This window comes from Microbispora sp. NBRC 16548 (assembly GCF_030268985.1).
In the GTDB taxonomy this organism is placed as follows: domain Bacteria; phylum Actinomycetota; class Actinomycetes; order Streptosporangiales; family Streptosporangiaceae; genus Microbispora; species Microbispora catharanthi.
The window spans coordinates 182,744-198,624 of the sequence record NZ_BSSF01000006.1; the positions used below are offsets into that span (position 1 = coordinate 182,744).

Sequence of the window (15,881 nt, forward strand, 5' to 3'; positions counted from 1 at the left end):
GTTGCGTCCTTTCTACTGATCCTTGGCGCTGCGCAGAGCACCCGTGGTCGTTGTCGTGCCGTGCATGCGGCGGGCGCGCTGAGTCAGGAGATGCTCTTCACGCTTGATCGCGGCAGCGAGTTTGTCAGCGTAGGGCTCCATCATCCACGGGCGTAGCGTGATAACTGCCGCCCGAATGCCGGTGGCCAGCAGCAGTGCGGTGCCCTTGGGGAGCGCGCGCACGTCGGCGGCCTGGTAGATGCGCTCCAGACGGGTGCTCAGGCTGAGGCTTCGGCCTTGACGGCTGTAGGAGACGCTCGGCTCGACCACCCTGTGGTGGCCGATGAGACGGGAGATTTTCTCAGCGAAGTCGGCGTCGTCGAGGCCGGCGCCCAGGATCTTGATGGTTGCCGCGCTCCAGAGCGCATCCATGCCGGGAGAGCCCCACACACGTACGCCTTGGCGGTAGGACTGCAAGATGGTGACGACCGGCAGGCCGAGGCTTCCGAGGAAGCTGTACAGGTCCGGCAGGTCCTCTATCGGGCAGATGTTGGCGGCCTCGTCCAGGATTGGTAGCAGTGGCGGATCCAGTCGGCCGCCGGCGGCCTCGGCGGCTGTGATGCCTGCCTGGAAGCAGGCGTCAGCGAAGGCGGCGCTGAGCGGTGCCGCACTGCCGGGGCCCTTCTTGGAGAACAGATAGAGGGTGTCCTTGCTGGTGACGAAGGCATCCGGGTCGAAGCGTGGTTTGTCCGGATCAGGGGTGACCCAGGCGGTGATGGCGGGGTCGAGGAGGCAGGCCACGACCTGGCCGGCGGTTTCGTAGATGCCGTCGCGGGTTTCGGGGGCACCGCGGATGGTGCGTTGCAGGTGGTCGGCCAAGCCGTCGGCGCCGACGTCGTGCAGCAGGTCGAGCGGCGTGCGGTCGGCGGGGTTACCGAGCCAGGCGAGCACGTCTTGGACGGTCCGGCCGTCATCGGCGCGGGCGGCCGCGTGGAACAGCGCGCACAGTACGTTTCCAGCCGCCAAGGACCAGAAGTTGCTGCGTTCGCTCGCGCTGAAGGCGGCGCTGATGAAGTGGCCGGCCAGGCGGCGCGCCCCCTCAACAGTGCGGGCCAGAGCGAGCATGTCCCACCACCAATCCTGCTCGCCGAAGGCGATGTGCTGCGGGTCGAACAGCCATAACCGCCCAACGGCCCGTCGAGGGGCGGCGGTGGCGCAGTAGACGTCAGCTTTGCGCGAAGTGATCAGGACTGCTCCGGGCGCACGCAGTGCAAGGGGGACTGCGAGCGCGGTCGTTTTGCCGGACCGCGGGGCCATCAGCGCGAGGATGACGTCTTCCCAACTGCCGCGCTGCTCGACCCCCTGGTGATCGCCGAGCAGCATGCCAGTCTGGTCTGGGGCGGGGGAGCGGACAGCGCCCAGCGAGGGGCGCAGTTGCCGAGCCCGACGCACGCTCGCCTTGTAACTGAACGGACGCAGGTCTCGCGTTGTGGCGAGCCCCGGCGTCTGCATCATCCATCGGTAGGTATTCAGGCCAAGCGGGACGAGGGCCGCACTGGTTGCCGCGGTGACGATGACAATGCCCACCCAGACCATGGCGGAAGACACTCCCGGCCAGACCTGGCTGGGGGAGCGGAGCATAGCGATCAGGGTGCTCAATCGGAAGGGAGGGGGATTCCAGCCTGCCCCGGCGGCGAGGGCGCCGATGCTGCCTCCCAACCACACCATGCCCAGCAGGAGTACAGCCGAGATGAGCACTCCGAGCAGCACCCAGGGCAGGTACTCCGAATGTGGGCTGGTCGACCAGCGGCCGAATCCGCCGTGCATCAGTTCATCCCTTCGAAGCCGGCCAGGACGGAGTGGTCCTGGGCCGAAGAGGCCAGGTCAGCGCCGACTCGCGCGCATCGCCCGGTCGGTGTCGTAGAGCCTGCGTTCTGTTTCAGTCAGCTGCAGCCGTACTGGCACTCCCAGTCGGCCGCCAATCTTGATCAGGTACTTGCCGCGGCCCGGGTGCACCTGCGCCGTGCCGTCCACCCCTGTGGTGGTGGGCGCGGCCCACGACGTGACCAGGTCGACCTCGGCGCCGGTGAGCGGGCGCTGGGCGCTGACTCGGTGGAGTTCGCTGACAGGCATCGCGGCCAGGATGGTGATGTCGCAGCGCTCCATCAGCCCCCGGGCTTTTGCCCGGTCCTCTTCAGTCGGCAGGGCCTCGAGGTCCTGCAGACTATGAGTGATCATCAAGCTCACCTCGCCCCTGGACCTGTTGAGCCTGGTGATGGCGTCCATCGCGTTGACCATGCCAGGACCCGCGCGCAGCGCTCGCCACAGCTCATCCAGCGGCAGCACGACTGGACGGGGCAGCAGCCCAAATGCGCGAGCGGTGTCGACGCTGGCGTAGCTGTAGGCCCAGGTGGCCAGCAGTCCGGCGGCGACGACGTGGTCGCCGGCGGACAGCAGCGCCGACAGGTCGATCGCCAGTGCGGGTCGTTCCAGATCGAGGGGAGTGGATGTGGGCCGGTCGAACAGTCCGGACAGCGGTCCGTCGCAGAGGTTCTCCAGCGCTGCGATGACTGAGCGGACCGCGGCGACGTACTCGGTGTCATCACGGGTGATCAATCGTTGTCTGATCTCATCCGGGCTGTCGCGAAGCACCCGTATGACGTCGGGGATGACGGGGTCGCCTGGTGCGGCCGCCGTGGCGGCGAGCCGTACGGCGCTGTTGAGCGCGGAGCTCTCTTCCGCGGTGGGCCGACGGCCGAGCCCGGCGGCGGTGGCGAGCAAGGCGTGCAGCAGTTCGGTGCGGCGGCCGTTGATTTCCGCCTGGACCCGTTCGGCCTCTGGATGGGGGAGCGCTGCCAGGCGGCGCCCGAGCGGGCCGGAGTCGAGAGGGTTGATCGAGTCGAGGCCGCGGCCGATGCGGACCACCTGCCCGCCGAGGGCGGCCACGAGATCCACGTACTCCGCCTTGACGTCGCCTGGGCAGATCATCTGGTAGCCGTAGCCGACCAGGCCGAGGCACAGTCGCTTGGCTAGCGCGGACTTGCCGGCTCCGGGCTGGCCTTGCAGCCAGCAGCTGGGATTGGTGGTCAGCGTCCCGACCCAGCCCGGCGGGTCCAGGCACACCATCTCGTGCGTGATGAGGTCGGGGCCGATGGGGATGCCCTGGGAGGGCAGGCCACCGGCTTGGACCCAGGGGTATAGGCCGGCGACCTGGACGCTGGTGCCGAGATAGGTGACGCCCGGGTCGATGTAGGCGGCGCGGCCGCGGGTCCATCCGCGGCGCGGCGCTATCCGATCTCGGTCCAGAGTGAGACCATCTGCGCGGGCGGCGGCGCGACGACGGCGGGAGTCAGGCATCGCCCGGGTACACCCCGCAGCACAGACCGACGGTGAACCCGGTGGCTTGGCCACCGTAGGACAGGCGCAGCTTCAGCCGGGCGTGACCTGCCGCCTGCTCGACCTCGCGGCGCGCTTCGGCGAGCTGGTCGTGGTCCGGCACCGTCGTGGTGACGTACAGGCTCCACTGCACCAGGCCGGCTCCGTAGGCTTCCTCCATGGCGGCGCGAGCGGCGCGGTCGGCGTCGGCACGTTCGCGGGCGTTCGGGTCGCGCCGAGTCCGCCTGCGCACCTCTTCGCGGGTGGCCGCCGCGTTCACCTCGCTTTCCAAGACTTTGCTGGCCACATCCCTGGGCAGCGTGCGATACATCAGGGTGACTCTGCGCCGGTAGCGGCCTGGGCTGAGCAGGTGCAGCAGCACATCGTGGGCGACACGCTGCCGGGGAGCTTCCAGCAGCGCCCATGACATGGAGCAGGCGCCCTCGTGCCGGTAGTGGTCGTAGTAGTCGCGCGCGCGAACCGGGGCGGCGTCCTGCCAGCGCAGATCGTCCCACCCCTGGGTCGCGGACTCGGCATCTGGGTCGTAGGCGGTGCGGACGATCCTGATGAGGTCGGTCGCGCTGGCACGTCTGATGACCTCGGCGCCGGCGGCCGAGACCGACAGCCCGTTCAGGGCGCGGAGAACCTCGGCCACCGCGGCGGGCACATCGCGCGGGCTGGTGGCGCCGACAGCCGGGTCGCAGGTGATCGTCAGCCGGGCGCGGACTTGGGCAGCAGCGCGGGGGGCGAGGGTAACCAGATCGGTCATGACGTCGCGCGCCATCGCGGGTGCGGTCGGGTCCAGCCGCGCGGTCACATGGTCGACCAACTGCATGCCGGACTCGGGCACGAGCTCGATCGTGACGGCCGCGTGCCGGATCAGGGGGTCATCGGCGAGTCCGGCGAGCAACGCTCCCCACGCGGCGACCTGGCGGTTGACCACCTCGGTGTCGGCGAGCAGCGCCCCGGCGGGGGACAGCAACAGCGTGACCGACATCTGTCCACTGCGCTGATTCCACACCACGCCGGTCCTGCCGCGGCCGGGATCGGACACATCCAACAGCTTGGTGGCGGCGAGCACGCCGGGCAGCGCCCACGGCCGGCTAACCGGCGTGGCGACCTGCCCCAGGTACAGGGTGTGGGTGCGCCAGTCCGCCCACCGCCATCCGGCCCACGCGCGCAGGAGATCCAGCAGCACGACCCCGCCGCGGCGTCCGACGGTGACGACCACCACGATGAGGGTCACAGGTGTCAGGTACACCGCCACGGCGATGCCGGTGATCATCCCGCACAGCAGGGGGATCATCACGGAGGACATCACGATGATGGTCTGACGAGTGTCCCAGGACCCGATACCGACGCTGCGTGAGCGGCGCCAGCCTCCGTAGGTGCGGGGTTCGGACAGGCTACTCATCGGCTATCCCTAGGTCCGGTCGTCAATGGTGAGCTGGCCATCGCCTCCAGAGCTGCTGCCGCGCTCAAGCGGGTGCGAGGTGGTCGTAGGGCTCCCTTCCGTCGTGGCGTCCCCGGCCGCGCCGACCTGTCCAGCGGTGACAGCGACGCCGTGCTGAACGGCCTGGGCGCCGACGGCGACAGCCCCTGCAATGGGCACCGCGGCGCCTGCAGTTCCAGCGGCGGTCGCCGAGCTGGTGGGCGCGGTTCCAGCGGTGGTGGGTGCGCGGGTCGTCGTGGAGGGCGTAGAGGTCACCGTGGAGGGCGCGGCAGGCCCGCCGTGGGCAGTGCCGCTGGCAGGTGCTGGGTTGGCCGTGGGCTCAGACTGGGCGGCCGGCGAAGGTACGTTTGTCCCCGGGCTCGAGGGCGGGCTGGTGGACTTACCCGCTGAGGGCGTACTACCTGCGAGGGCGTCCATGCGTTGTGCGTGCTGGGCTGCGGTGACCGGGGCTGCGTCCCCGCCCGGCGCGCCCCTGCCTGCGGTAGCAGCGCTGGCTGCAGAGCCACCGCCGGACCGGCTGAGCAGGTTGCCGGCGAGCAAGAGTGCGCTACCTGAGCCTCCGCCGCCGGTGACCGCGACACCGATCGGCGCGAACACCTTCATCAAGGCGGGCATGGCGATCACCGACAGCGCGAACATCAGCAATCCGTACAGCAGGCCGGAGATCGCGGTGCTGTCCCGCCATTGCGCGACGGCCGCCACGATGATCAGCGACACCATCGGTTTGTAGACGACGACAGCGATCACCGCGGTGACCATCCGAGGGAGCCACTGGCGTGTGGATGCGCCGCCGATCTGTCCGGCTGCGGCGATCGGCAGCAAAATCGCGAGAATCGGCAGGGCCGCGTTACGCAGGAACAGCACCAGCAGCTGGATGATCAGGACCAGGATCAGCAGTACGCAGATCTGGATGGTCAGCCACGGCGCGACCGGCTCGGCGCCGGGGGCGCGTGCCAGCATCGCCCGCAGTTCCTTACTCATCACTCCGTTGCTCGCGAGGTCGCCGAGGATCCAGCGGGACACCTCATCGGCGCCGGTCATCAGCATTCCGGTGACGGTGACTCCCACGGCGGCGACCAACGCGGTGATGAGAAGGCCCGTGACGGCTTCCAGAAGCGGTGTTCCTCGCCCGGAGACCATGGTGCGGATCGCCTGCCACATCAGTAGGCAGGCGCCGATCAGCCAGCCGATGGACAGCGTGATTCCGTACAACTTCAGCGCGCCCTGCTGCTGCAGATCCATGCTGCTCATGTCGAGCCAGCTCTTCAGGAACGCGTTCAGCAGCGATTGGGCTGCGTCGGCGATCAGGTCGGCCAGTGGCTGCACGAACGTGGCGTTGACGGTGTTGGCGGCAAGGTCGCCGAGGCCCTTCTTGGCGGCGGTCTGGGAGGAGCAGGCGAGGGCGATCACCGGACTGGTAAGGCAGGCGGGGTTGGGTGCGGCGCTGGCCGGGTGCGCATGCATCACCGCCAGGAACGATGCGGCTCCGAGTCCGGCTCGGCGCACCCTCGTGAACATGAGCAGGTTGTGCACAATCAGCCCCCTCGGAGTGCCATCCAGCCCTGGGCGTTGAAGTCGCCGCTGCCGAGATCGGCCGCCTTCGGTTGTGGCATCTGCCGGGCCGGGGTACGTCGCGCCACCCAGTCGCCCCCGCGGATGTCAGCCCGCCACTGCATGTGCACGGTCATGGCCACCGACATGGTGATCACATTGGCGCCGCCGCCAGGAAGCATGTCCAAGCTCATGTCGACGCTTACGTACACGTCGTCGGGGCCGGTCACCTGCCACCGCACCCCGACCGGTTGAGCGACGACGCCGGCCTCCGGCGGCAGCTGCCCGCTGGGCGGCAATCCCATTTGGCCGCGCAGCCAGACGCTGTTGTCGGCGGCCTCCCGTTTGACGGCTGTCCGGTCGACGGAGGCGACGTAGACGTCGACGGCGGGCATGGCCTGGCCCATGTCGATCGCCAGTACGTGCTGGTACATGGCGGTGGCCGCGGCGGCGGCACCGGCCGCAGTGTGAGGGAAGTTGATCGGGTACGTCTGCCGCAGGTAGTGAGCGGCGTTCGGCAGCGTGGTCCACCGGGCCGGCACGACGTAGCCGTCACGGGAATCAGCCGGCGTGGTCGCGCCTGCGGGTGGTGCGGGCGAGACCGTTGCGATGGCCTGAACTGTCGACGGTGGGGTCTGCCGCTGACGGTTGAGAAGTGCGGCCAAGGCCAGGACAAGGACGACGATGACCACGCCCGCGGCGGTCAAGGCCTGCCGCAGCCGCCGTCGGGCGAGCTGGTCCAGATCGGTGGTCGAGGGCATCGATGGGCGCGCCTAAAATCCGTTGGCGACGAAGGCCACGAGGCTGGCGGCGCTCAGCAGCACGCCGATGCCGGCGGCCGCGTACACCAGGTGGCTGACACCGTCGGCGGCCAGGTGATGCCGCTGCCCCCGCCCTGCCATGATTTTGATGCCTGCGAATCCGAAGGACAGCACGCCGAAGATCAGCCCGACGTACTTGAGTGCGCCGAACATGCGCTCTCCGAACTGCTTGACCCCCGGCGGTGCTGAAGGGCCGACGTCGGAGAAGTCGAAACTTCCTCCGCCGGGATTGGGGGCGTAGGCCAGATGAAGCGCATGCGCGAGTAGGTGCTGGCCGGACGGCGGCGTCACCGCCGACGGCAGGACCTCGATCAGATGGCTAATGATCAACGGTTTGCCTTTCGCTGAGCAGCAACCGGCGTTGCAGCCGGCGAGCGGTGCGGCTCGCCTGCGGCATGCGCAAAGCGGCGGGGGTGTCGAGGTTGCGCAGGGCCCACAGGTACGGCACGAACACCACCGGTACGCCGCGGCTAATCGCCCTGATCCGGTGGCGGGCCAGCGCGGCCGGCGGGAACGGGGCGTCGGCCACCACAAGCAGCACCGGCTGATCCAACGGCGTGGGCCAGGAGGCGAGCGTTTCGGCCGCGTGGGCCGCACCGGCCGCGGTGGAGCGAGCGACAACGGCCAGGCGCCGCCCCTGCGGCCACGTCCCATCGAACTCGGCGGCGATGGCCACAGACCGGCGGAAGTTCAGCAACTCGACCACCGTGGTCGTCCCGGCTCCGCCGTGCGCGCCGATCAACGTCCACGACGATGAGCTGGCAACTGCCTGCATCAGCTGACCCTTTCACCACACTCGCATCTTGACTTAGAGTTTTACCACTCTTGACTAATTTTGGTCGATTGGTGACCTCGGCTGAGAATGCGCAAATACGTCCTCGTGGGCCTGGTGCTCGGCACGGTGTGCCTGTTCATGCCGCTGGCGCTCGTCATGGCCCTGGCGGCACTCGCCCCCGGAACCTCCTCAGGAAGCAGCACCAGCCTCACCAGCGAGCCGGCACGGGTGACGGGCATTCCTGACGACTACCTGCGGCTGTACGTCGCCGCCGCGCGGACATGCTCAGGCCTCGGCTGGCACGTCCTCGCGGGGATCGGAAAGATCGAGACCAACCACGGCCGGTCGAACCTGCCCGGCGTCCACAGCGGCACGAACTTCGCCGGAGCGGCCGGGCCCATGCAGTTCCTGATCAGCACATGGGGCGGCCAGCCGAAAATCCGGACCAGCTCCGGTGCGCATGGCTACGCCACCGACGGCGACGGAGACGGCTGGGGCGACGTCTACAACCCGGCCGACGCCATCTTCGCCGCCGCCAAGTACCTATGCGCCGCAGGCGTCGACGACATCCGCCGCGCCGTCTACGCCTACAACCACTCCTGGGCCTACGTCGACAATGTCCTGAGCGCTGCGGCGCAGTACCTCGCCCAGACGCAACCCGTCGACGGAGACAGCACCTCGGGCACTCTCAACCCCGAGCAGCCCAGCGGAGCCGAACGCATCACCCCTCGCATGAGGACCGTCCGCGACCTCATCCGGGCGCAGTTCCACCTCTCGTACGCCATCGGCTGCTACCGAGCCGACGGTGCGATACGGGGCGGTGGTGAGCACCCACGCGGCCGCGCCTGCGACTTCATGGTGGTGCCCCAGGGTGGTCGTCTGCCATCTGCCAGCCAGCAAGCCCTAGGAGACGCGATCGCCGCCTGGGCCCAAGGCCACGCACGCCAACTCGGCATCTACTACGTGATCTGGAAGCAGCACATTTGGAACCCATCCCGGGCGAACGAAGGCTGGCGGCTCATGAACGACCGCGGTTCCATCACCGACAACCACTACGACCACGTCCACATCTCGGTGCTGTGAACTCCGACAGCCGGAAGGATGCACACCTCCTGATGCCTACCGACCACAATGCTCAGCCGCCCCTCACGGGAAGGGCCGCGCTGGAGCACCTCACCGCCGCACCTACGGAACCCACGTACCCTTTTGTGCCTGCCAGCTCGAACGATCCCGACAGTCAGAAGCGGACTGCGAACGCCCAGGCGGCCGCATCCGAGGAACCGGACGAGCCGCCGCTACGCTTCATGGCCGGCGCTGAGCCCAGCGCGCGGGACTTCTGGGCAGACGATGACGACTCCGGCCTCGACGACGTTGAGCAGAACGACGACGAAGAGGAGGAAGCCGACAGCTGGGCGGAACTGACGAGGCACCACCGCAGCCGCCGCACACGCAGGACACTCCGTATCGCGGTACGAGCAGGAGCAGCCAGCGGTGCACTCGCTTCTCTGCTCGCCGCCTGGTCGTTATGGTCCAACGGAGATACCACGCCCCCGCCACTCACCCAGCCTGTGCCGACGGTCACCCCCTCGCAGCAGCTGCCCATCCTCGACTCGGCTGCACCGCCGCCCCCTGACACCGACATGAGCTATTCACCTAGCCCTCGGCCCAAAGCACTGACGCATCACCCAACGGCGGCACCCACACCCCGCAAGACGCGGAGCTCTGCCACGCCGCGCCCTCAGCGCACGCGAGCGCCGCGACCGTCCCGATCACCTGCGCCCACAACTGGGCCAACCGATGCGCCACCCCCGCCGGTATCCGTTAGCGACCCCGCAGGCCCGCCCGATATGGCTGGCCCTACCGATGCACCGCCGCCACCAGTTTCCTGACCCCGCTGCGGTTCAGCAGGCTCACAGGGAACCGCACGTTCCTAGCTATCTTTATGTCCCGCGGAGCCACCACCGTCCGCTGCCGGCTCGCTATTCCGCATCCACTTTGAGCGGCGAGCGCGATCCTCGCTCAACAGCCGTGACAGAGTGGACGGAGACATCTGCAAAATCTCCGCTGCGCGCTTCTGCGCACCCACCCGCTCATCAGAGGCAGCTGTGTTCACCACCTGCTCAATGTGAAGTGCGCGGATGTGCGAAAGAACCATGAGCCGGTGGCGGAGAGCCTCCATCTCAGCGTCGATGAGATCGTCGACGGTGGCGACGATCTCCCTCTCCCGCTCCTTTTCGTCCTCCAGCCACACTGCGGCTTCCGCCTGGGCCCGATAGAGGGGCAGTGCAGCCAGGCATAGCTCGGTCAGCGCTGCGACATCAAGTTCCGACGCCATCCCCATGGCTGCAGTGCCTGCGAGGGAGCTCCGCAACGAACTGAGTCCGGCGCCTCCGTCGTCGTCGCACTTGAAGCCGTTGAGGTCGTATAAGAGGAGTGAGAGGGAGCCGAAATCATCGCGGCGCACCTCGATCAACTGCTGGACGCCATCACTGGTGACTCCGGTCAGAACTCGCACATCGGGATCCAGGCCCTCGCTGTGCCTCTCGTTCGCTGCAGGCAGCACGCGCAAGTCTCGCACGCCCATCAATGCAGCCTCACGGACGACATCCGGGGGGATGGACGAAGTGGTCACAGCGACCTCCAAGTGGGGGCGAGCTTCGTTGCCCCCTCCCGCAATTTTATCTTGATCCTCCCCATTCAGCGGTCCATCCGGTACCTTCCCGGCATGCCTACCCTCCCGAGCGATGAACTCTGGAAAAGCTCGCTTGAACTCCTCCCCGAAGAGCTCAAAATCCGCGCAGAGCGTCTCCAGCCGTATTACAAACGCCATGGGACATGCCCGCGATGTATCGAGGCCCGGGAAAAGCTGACGCTCGCGTTTGACGCCGCCTACGCAGGCGACCTGTCGGCGGCCGCGGCGATGCTAGACGCCGCCGAAGCCGCGGACAGAGCACCGCACGACTGCGGCCGCAACGCCGCGCCGAGGGCGGGCATCACCAGTCGCATGCACGATCAGGTCCCTGGATTCGTCGGTCGTGGCCCGCTCGTAGCCGCGACCGATGCCGCAATGAAACGAAACGGGACCGGAGGCATGGGCTACGTCGTCAGCGACGGCCGGTGGGGAATGCGCAGCTGGGTCACCATGCCACGCCGAGGCCTTACCGACCCAAGCGGCCCCTCCCGCGTCGCGGTCGCCGAGTTGCGCGCCGTCGATCTCCTGCTGTGCCAAATCGGCGAGGACGCCAACGGCCTGCTGCTGCTGACCGACAGCACCCACGGCCTCAGCTATTTGCAACGATGGCAGCGCGGCGACGTGGATCACATGCCGCCGGGGTACAGCCTGCGCCCCCGCACGCAGGCCACGGAACCCACTCTGGTAAGGCTCGCGCGGATCGTGAGCCAACTACCTCGTCTGCGTGTGGAGCATGTCCAAGGTCATCGCGCCCACCCATTGAACGAGGCCGCCGACGCGCTGGCCGGCATTGCCGCCCGACGCGCCGAGGACGCCCGGCCACGCGCGGCCGACCTCGTGACGGCGTTCCTCCGGGACTGGCACTCTGCGGCGGCTTCGTAAGAGCACCTCGCCTCAACTTCATTTTACCGAACAGACTTTCGATTCTGTCGGGTATAGGAGAGCCTTGCGGAGTCACCTAGGTGGCGGGCCCCAGAGCGGAGAGAGCGTTGTACCCGAATCGTCCTGCCTCCTCCGGTTGGCCCTTCCCATGTGCTGGACCAGGTCGGAGGCCGGCTGCATCAGCCACCCCACAGATTCAGCCTGGTCAAGGTCCACGCCGACACTAATGAGGTTGCTTGCGACGACGATACTCAGGCGCTCCTCTGTGTCCGATGACAGTTCGATTTCCGCAGAGATCTGGGAACGCGACATGGTCCTGATCTCGAAAGACAGTCGCCATGTCAAGGCGGTTCGATAGGCGTGAGCGCCGGTCGCGCCCACGGCGAAGGTGAGCGCCGTCACGAGCTTGAAGAGCTTCCCGGGTCTGCTGTCCACGAGCGCGCACAGTTCTTCGGCGCGGATGGCGGCGCGCGGCGACTTCCCGTACTTCAGGTGCGCCGACCAGGTGACGATCTTCCGTGCGGCCCATGGCGAGATGTCGGTGAGCTCGGTGACCGCGAGGCCGGCAGCGATGCCGATGATGGTCTCGGTCGTACTCATCGGCCACCGCCAGCGAACAGCGCGTGCATCCAGTCGAGCCTGAGGAATCCGAGGGCCGGCCTGGGCTTGAGCGCCGTAGGCCGTCGTTCGGCGAGCAGCGCGCGGGCGGCTGGGACGCCGATTCCGGTGAGCTCGTACAAGCGGCGGCGTGGCCGGGCGGGGTCGTCCGGGGACTCCTCCCACTCGCCGCTGATCCAGCCGGCGTCTTCGAGCCGGTCGAGGGCCCGATAGACGGTAGGTCCGGCGCGCTTGGTCCGCTTCATGATCACCCAGCCGTGGAGCTTCTCGCCTTCCTGGTGAGCCCGCAGGAGCTCTTCCAGGACGTCCAGCGTCGGCGCGGTGACCCGTTCGATTCCTGCCATACCCGTTATCGTACCTAGGTACATTAAGGAGTGCGCGGCCTCCGCCACGGAGACACCGACTCCGGCCACGCCCTCGCGCCATGATCGTCACGTCGCGCTCGTCGCGACCCGGCCGATCCCCGCGATGTACCTCAGCCGACCGGCCCCCAGACGCCACGCCGCCCTGGAGGCCGTCCACCCGGGTCCGGCCCCAGCGCCACACCGGCGCGGGGGCCGTCCACTGCGTTGCCGGTCAGTAGGCGCGCTTCCAGTGCCAGCGACCGTCGCTGCTGTAGTAGCTGCACCTGTAGCGCTTGTTCGTGACCTTGGCATACCCGTACTTCCCGTGGGCCACGGCCGGACAGTAGGCGCCCGGGGTGATGCAGGCCCAGTGGTTGCCCACCCGCTTGTAGCAGCTCGCCGCGGCCGACGTGGCAGCAGAAGGGACGGACGCGTCGGCCGGTATGGCCAGCGCGGCGGGGGCGACGAGAGCGGACGCGGCAAGCGCGCTCGCGGCCAGGAAACGACGGAGCACGTGCTCTCCCTTGGGGCTGGGGATGTTGGCTCAGAGGAGACGGCCTCGCGTTCTCATGGGTTCACGACATGCCGGCCCTGTGACCCCAACAAGGATCCGGCGTGCTGCGACGCCTCCGCCTGCCTCGGTCTGCTCCGGAGTGTCACCGGACTGATAGTTCTCACTCAGAGTTGCGCATAACTACTCTCCGTATCGATCGGTGACCCTGACCGCCATCCTCGATCGGAGCCCCATGAGCACCAGGCGTGCACTCCTGGCCGCCATCGCGACGCTGACCCTCACCCTGGGCGCCGCCTTCAGCCCGGCGATGGCCGCAGCCCCCGTCGCCCGTACCTCAGCGTCCGCGCCGGACCGACATCATCGATCCGGGCCCCTGCTGTGGGACGCGATCGCCTCCCTGCCCCTGTCCGGCGAAGACCGCACCGGCTACAAGCGCAGCTCGTTCAAGCACTGGATCGACGCCGACCACGACGGATGCAGCACCCGGGCCGAAGTCCTCATCGCCGAGGCCGTCACACCTCCACAGGTCGGGCCAGGCTGCACCCTCACCGGAGGGCAGTGGTACTCCTACTACGACGACACCACCGTCGACCAAGCCTCCAGCCTGGACGTCGACCACCTCGTGCCGCTCGCCGAAGCGTGGGACTCTGGCGCCTACGCCTGGACGCCGGCGCAGCGCGAGGCGTACGCCAACGACCTCGACCAGCCGTACCACCTGGTGGCGGTGACCGCCCGCGCCAACCGCTCCAAGGCCGACAAGGACCCGGCCGAGTGGCTGCCCCCGTCCGAGAGTGCCTGGTGCAGGTACATCGCGGAGTGGACCGCCGTCAAGATCAACTGGGGCCTGACCGTCGACGCTGCGGAGAAGACCGCCTTGACGACCACCGCGCAGGACTGTCCAAACAGCCCGCTGCCCGACCTGGCCGACGCCTCGTAATCTCGCCGCCGCCCGTCACGGACGCCGGCCACGCCCTCCTGCACCATGAGCTGGGCAGCGCTTCGCGAAGAGACTCGAGGGAATTCGCAACGAGAACGCCGCGCCGACCCGCATGAAGCTTGACCGGCGCCGCCTGATGGAATGTACTAACGGTGGCCAGTGATAAGAGGTCCAGGGGACCTCTTCCCCCCGGGGATAGCTGGTCACTACTTTTTCTGCGCCGTGCCCCACGGTGTGAAGAACGTCCGCAGTGTCGGCTGCACGGCCTCCATGAAGCTGTCGTCGCCGCGCTCCAGCTTCCGCTGGACCGCCCACAGCCCGTAGTCGGCCACCTGCAGGCCCCAGCTCGTGCAGGAGTCCCAGTGGCAGACCACCACGTCGCGGCGTGACGGCGCGTGGTCCTCGCATACCTCCCTGATGGCGGCCTCGAATGCCCGCTTGCGGGCCGAGGTGCCCAGCGTCGCCACCACGACGTAGAGGGTGTCTCCCTGCACGGTGACCTGCTTGGCGATCTCCTTGAAGTGCAAGAACCACGCCATCCGGTACAGGTACAGGTCCCCCTTGTTCCGCACCGAGTCGTAGGCGTTCTCCTTCGCGAGGAACGTGGTGTCGAACCGCGGGGCCTGGGCCTTGATGACGTCGTACACCTCGGTCCGGGTCCGGTGGTTGTCGTTCTTCGCGTGGTAGCCCCTCGGGAAGGCCAGGCCGGCCCGCGAGTGGGCGAGCCGGAGCCGGTGCCCTTCCCACAGCGCGAGGTGGTGGTCGCCCTCGAACGTCGCCGTCCCGATGCCGAAGTACTTCGAGCCGCCGCCGGCGATGTTGTAGTCGAGGTTGCCGGTCTCGTCGGCGTACATGAAGACCTCGGACATGGGCTGCCTTACTCGTAGGGAGGTTTACCTGCTGTGATCTAGCCGTACCACAGCCGATGCTTGAAATCTCGGCGGCGAACGACGCTCTGTGGACAACCGCTCTGACATTCGGGAGAGAAGCTCACGCTTCGGGTGACTCAGCGGCATGCGGCACGGCTTGCGGTGAACTGCCGGACTGCTCACCATTCCGCCGCCGACGCAGCTCACGCTGCGCCTGGGCGCGAGCGCAGTCCCGAGAGCAATACTTCACGCCCTGCGTCCGGTACTGCCCGTACTCCGCCCGGCCGCGCTGCCGGACGAACGGCCGGCGGCAGCGTTCGTTCGCGCACTGGCGGACCTGCGCGTTCTCGACCAGGTGGTTGTAGAGCTGCAGGAACGCCACCGAGTAGACGGTGGGCGTGCGTTCGGACAGGTCGCCGATGCCCACGCTGAATCTGCTGAGGGCGCCGCTGATGACGGCCTCCAGGTCCTGAATGCGGACGTCGATCAGGCTCTTTTGCAGCTCGTCAAGGGAGGCGGGCCAGCCGTGGTTCTTCTTCTGGAGCCCCGCGAGTCGGTCCTCGGTGATCTCCGGCTCTACGAGGGCTTCCAGCCCGCCGGGCCGCTGACAGGCGAGCCAGGTCCCGATCGCGTCCTGCGCCAGTTCCAGGTGCAGGTTCACCACGTCCCGGTGATAGCCGAACACCTTCCCCATGTTCGGGTCCCAGCGGAAGAGGCCATGCAGCCGCTCGACCTCGTCCCGGTCGAAGGACCTCAGATCAAGGTCTCGAAGATTCAGCTCGAACAACGGGCCATGCGCGCGCATGACCGCCGCGGCGGCCTCCAGATCATCGACCGGAAGCTCCGCCAGCTCGCGCAGGTAGAAGTCGGCCGGCAGCTCAGCCGGTTCGCCGTGCCTGCCTCCACCGATGGGCCAGACGATCCAGTCCCCGTCGACCTCGACATCCGGCCGCGGTTGCAGCAGCGGCAGGGGGATGACGACTCCCGGCCAGAGCGTGGGACGGAATCTCGGATCAACGTATGAGGTCATGGTGATCAGAGTAGAGGTTTGACTGGTAGGACGAAAGACCA

16 protein-coding genes are annotated in these 15,881 nt (G+C 68.0%); 3 read left to right on the top strand and 13 right to left on the bottom strand.

Annotated features, from left to right (window positions below; all coding sequences use genetic code 11):
• Positions 1 to 12 precede the first annotated feature (12 nt).
• From QSK36_RS18195 to QSK36_RS18225, 7 genes are read right to left on the bottom strand one after another with little or no spacing between them, the layout of a single operon-like run.
• Complete coding sequence (locus QSK36_RS18195) at positions 13 to 1,806, bottom strand: type IV secretory system conjugative DNA transfer family protein (protein ID WP_285783249.1); 1,794 nt, start codon at positions 1,804 to 1,806, stop codon at positions 13 to 15.
• A 57-nt stretch (positions 1,807 to 1,863) separates the two neighbouring features.
• Entirely contained in the window at positions 1,864 to 3,336 is a 1,473-nt protein-coding gene (locus QSK36_RS18200; RefSeq protein WP_285783250.1) for a putative type IV secretion/conjugal transfer ATPase, read from the bottom strand.
• Positions 3,329 to 4,768, bottom strand: coding sequence for an SCO6880 family protein (locus QSK36_RS18205; RefSeq protein ID WP_352240480.1), 1,440 nt, complete (start codon positions 4,766 to 4,768; stop codon positions 3,329 to 3,331). The genes QSK36_RS18200 and QSK36_RS18205 overlap by 8 nt, the downstream gene beginning before the upstream one ends.
• Before the next feature lie 9 nt (positions 4,769 to 4,777).
• Entirely contained in the window at positions 4,778 to 6,340 is a 1,563-nt protein-coding gene (locus QSK36_RS18210) for a hypothetical protein (RefSeq protein WP_285783252.1), read from the bottom strand.
• A 2-nt stretch (positions 6,341 to 6,342) separates the two neighbouring features.
• Complete coding sequence (locus QSK36_RS18215; protein WP_285783253.1) at positions 6,343 to 7,119, bottom strand: hypothetical protein; 777 nt, start codon at positions 7,117 to 7,119, stop codon at positions 6,343 to 6,345.
• A 12-nt stretch (positions 7,120 to 7,131) separates the two neighbouring features.
• Positions 7,132 to 7,509 carry a hypothetical protein gene (locus QSK36_RS18220; RefSeq protein WP_285783254.1) on the bottom strand — a complete coding sequence of 126 codons (378 nt, stop codon included), beginning with the start codon at positions 7,507 to 7,509 and terminating at the stop codon, positions 7,132 to 7,134.
• On the bottom strand, positions 7,499 to 7,954 hold the full coding sequence (locus QSK36_RS18225; RefSeq protein ID WP_285783255.1) for a hypothetical protein: 456 nt from the start codon (positions 7,952 to 7,954) through the stop codon (positions 7,499 to 7,501). The genes QSK36_RS18220 and QSK36_RS18225 overlap by 11 nt, the downstream gene beginning before the upstream one ends.
• An 87-nt stretch (positions 7,955 to 8,041) precedes the next feature.
• Here QSK36_RS18225 and QSK36_RS18230 point away from each other — a divergent pair, with 87 nt between their 5' ends.
• Positions 8,042 to 9,037 carry a lytic transglycosylase domain-containing protein gene (locus tag QSK36_RS18230; RefSeq protein ID WP_285783256.1) on the top strand — a complete coding sequence of 332 codons (996 nt, stop codon included), beginning with the start codon at positions 8,042 to 8,044 and terminating at the stop codon, positions 9,035 to 9,037.
• An 847-nt stretch (positions 9,038 to 9,884) separates the two neighbouring features.
• Here QSK36_RS18230 and QSK36_RS18235 read toward each other — a convergent pair.
• Positions 9,885 to 10,586 carry a hypothetical protein gene (locus QSK36_RS18235; RefSeq protein WP_285783257.1) on the bottom strand — a complete coding sequence of 234 codons (702 nt, stop codon included), beginning with the start codon at positions 10,584 to 10,586 and terminating at the stop codon, positions 9,885 to 9,887.
• Between the two features lie 93 nt (positions 10,587 to 10,679).
• Here QSK36_RS18235 and QSK36_RS18240 point away from each other — a divergent pair, with 93 nt between their 5' ends.
• On the top strand, positions 10,680 to 11,528 hold the full coding sequence (locus tag QSK36_RS18240) for an RNase H family protein (RefSeq protein WP_285783258.1): 849 nt from the start codon (positions 10,680 to 10,682) through the stop codon (positions 11,526 to 11,528).
• A 72-nt stretch (positions 11,529 to 11,600) separates the two neighbouring features.
• On the opposite strand, the gene QSK36_RS18245 is transcribed toward QSK36_RS18240, so the two are convergent.
• The 3 genes from QSK36_RS18245 to QSK36_RS18255 form a co-directional block, all read right to left on the bottom strand.
• Entirely contained in the window at positions 11,601 to 12,128 is a 528-nt protein-coding gene (locus tag QSK36_RS18245; protein ID WP_285783259.1) for a hypothetical protein, read from the bottom strand.
• Complete coding sequence (locus QSK36_RS18250; protein ID WP_285783260.1) at positions 12,125 to 12,490, bottom strand: PadR family transcriptional regulator; 366 nt, start codon at positions 12,488 to 12,490, stop codon at positions 12,125 to 12,127. Before QSK36_RS18250 ends, QSK36_RS18245 begins: the two co-directional genes overlap by 4 nt.
• 232 nt (positions 12,491 to 12,722) lie before the next feature.
• Positions 12,723 to 13,004: a hypothetical protein gene (locus QSK36_RS18255; protein WP_285783261.1), complete on the bottom strand. Its 282-nt coding sequence runs from the start codon at positions 13,002 to 13,004 to the stop codon at positions 12,723 to 12,725.
• 232 nt (positions 13,005 to 13,236) lie between these two features.
• Here QSK36_RS18255 and QSK36_RS18260 point away from each other — a divergent pair, with 232 nt between their 5' ends.
• Positions 13,237 to 13,941, top strand: coding sequence for an HNH endonuclease family protein (locus QSK36_RS18260; protein WP_285783262.1), 705 nt, complete (start codon positions 13,237 to 13,239; stop codon positions 13,939 to 13,941).
• A gap of 206 nt (positions 13,942 to 14,147) precedes the next feature.
• Here QSK36_RS18260 and QSK36_RS18265 read toward each other — a convergent pair whose 3' ends face one another.
• Together QSK36_RS18265 and QSK36_RS18270 are read right to left on the bottom strand one after the other, a co-directional pair.
• The gene (locus tag QSK36_RS18265) at positions 14,148 to 14,810 is read right to left on the bottom strand and encodes a DUF3800 domain-containing protein (protein ID WP_285783263.1); all 663 of its coding nucleotides are present in this window, start codon (positions 14,808 to 14,810) and stop codon (positions 14,148 to 14,150) included.
• Positions 14,811 to 14,931: 121 nt separating this feature from the next.
• Positions 14,932 to 15,840 (bottom strand): hypothetical protein, encoded by a 909-nt coding sequence (locus tag QSK36_RS18270; RefSeq protein ID WP_285783264.1) that lies wholly within the window; start codon positions 15,838 to 15,840, stop codon positions 14,932 to 14,934.
• Between the last annotated feature and the right edge of the window lie 41 nt (positions 15,841 to 15,881).

What these genes read in the sequence shown, in the direction of transcription:
- QSK36_RS18195 (WP_285783249.1), bottom strand. Translation starts at nt 1,806, where the DNA reads ATGCACGGCGGATTCGGCCGCTGGTCGACCAGCCCACATTCGGAGTAC.
- QSK36_RS18200 (WP_285783250.1), bottom strand. Translation starts at nt 3,336, where the DNA reads ATGCCTGACTCCCGCCGTCGTCGCGCCGCCGCCCGCGCAGATGGTCTC.
- QSK36_RS18205 (WP_352240480.1), bottom strand. Translation starts at nt 4,768, where the DNA reads ATGAGTAGCCTGTCCGAACCCCGCACCTACGGAGGCTGGCGCCGCTCA.
- QSK36_RS18215 (WP_285783253.1), bottom strand. Translation starts at nt 7,119, where the DNA reads ATGCCCTCGACCACCGATCTGGACCAGCTCGCCCGACGGCGGCTGCGG.
- QSK36_RS18225 (WP_285783255.1), bottom strand. Translation starts at nt 7,954, where the DNA reads ATGCAGGCAGTTGCCAGCTCATCGTCGTGGACGTTGATCGGCGCGCAC.
- QSK36_RS18230 (WP_285783256.1), top strand. Translation starts at nt 8,042, where the DNA reads ATGCGCAAATACGTCCTCGTGGGCCTGGTGCTCGGCACGGTGTGCCTG.
- QSK36_RS18240 (WP_285783258.1), top strand. Translation starts at nt 10,680, where the DNA reads ATGCCTACCCTCCCGAGCGATGAACTCTGGAAAAGCTCGCTTGAACTC.
- QSK36_RS18245 (WP_285783259.1), bottom strand. Translation starts at nt 12,128, where the DNA reads ATGAGTACGACCGAGACCATCATCGGCATCGCTGCCGGCCTCGCGGTC.
- QSK36_RS18250 (WP_285783260.1), bottom strand. Translation starts at nt 12,490, where the DNA reads ATGGCAGGAATCGAACGGGTCACCGCGCCGACGCTGGACGTCCTGGAA.
- QSK36_RS18260 (WP_285783262.1), top strand. Translation starts at nt 13,237, where the DNA reads ATGAGCACCAGGCGTGCACTCCTGGCCGCCATCGCGACGCTGACCCTC.
- QSK36_RS18265 (WP_285783263.1), bottom strand. Translation starts at nt 14,810, where the DNA reads ATGTCCGAGGTCTTCATGTACGCCGACGAGACCGGCAACCTCGACTAC.
- QSK36_RS18270 (WP_285783264.1), bottom strand. Translation starts at nt 15,840, where the DNA reads ATGACCTCATACGTTGATCCGAGATTCCGTCCCACGCTCTGGCCGGGA.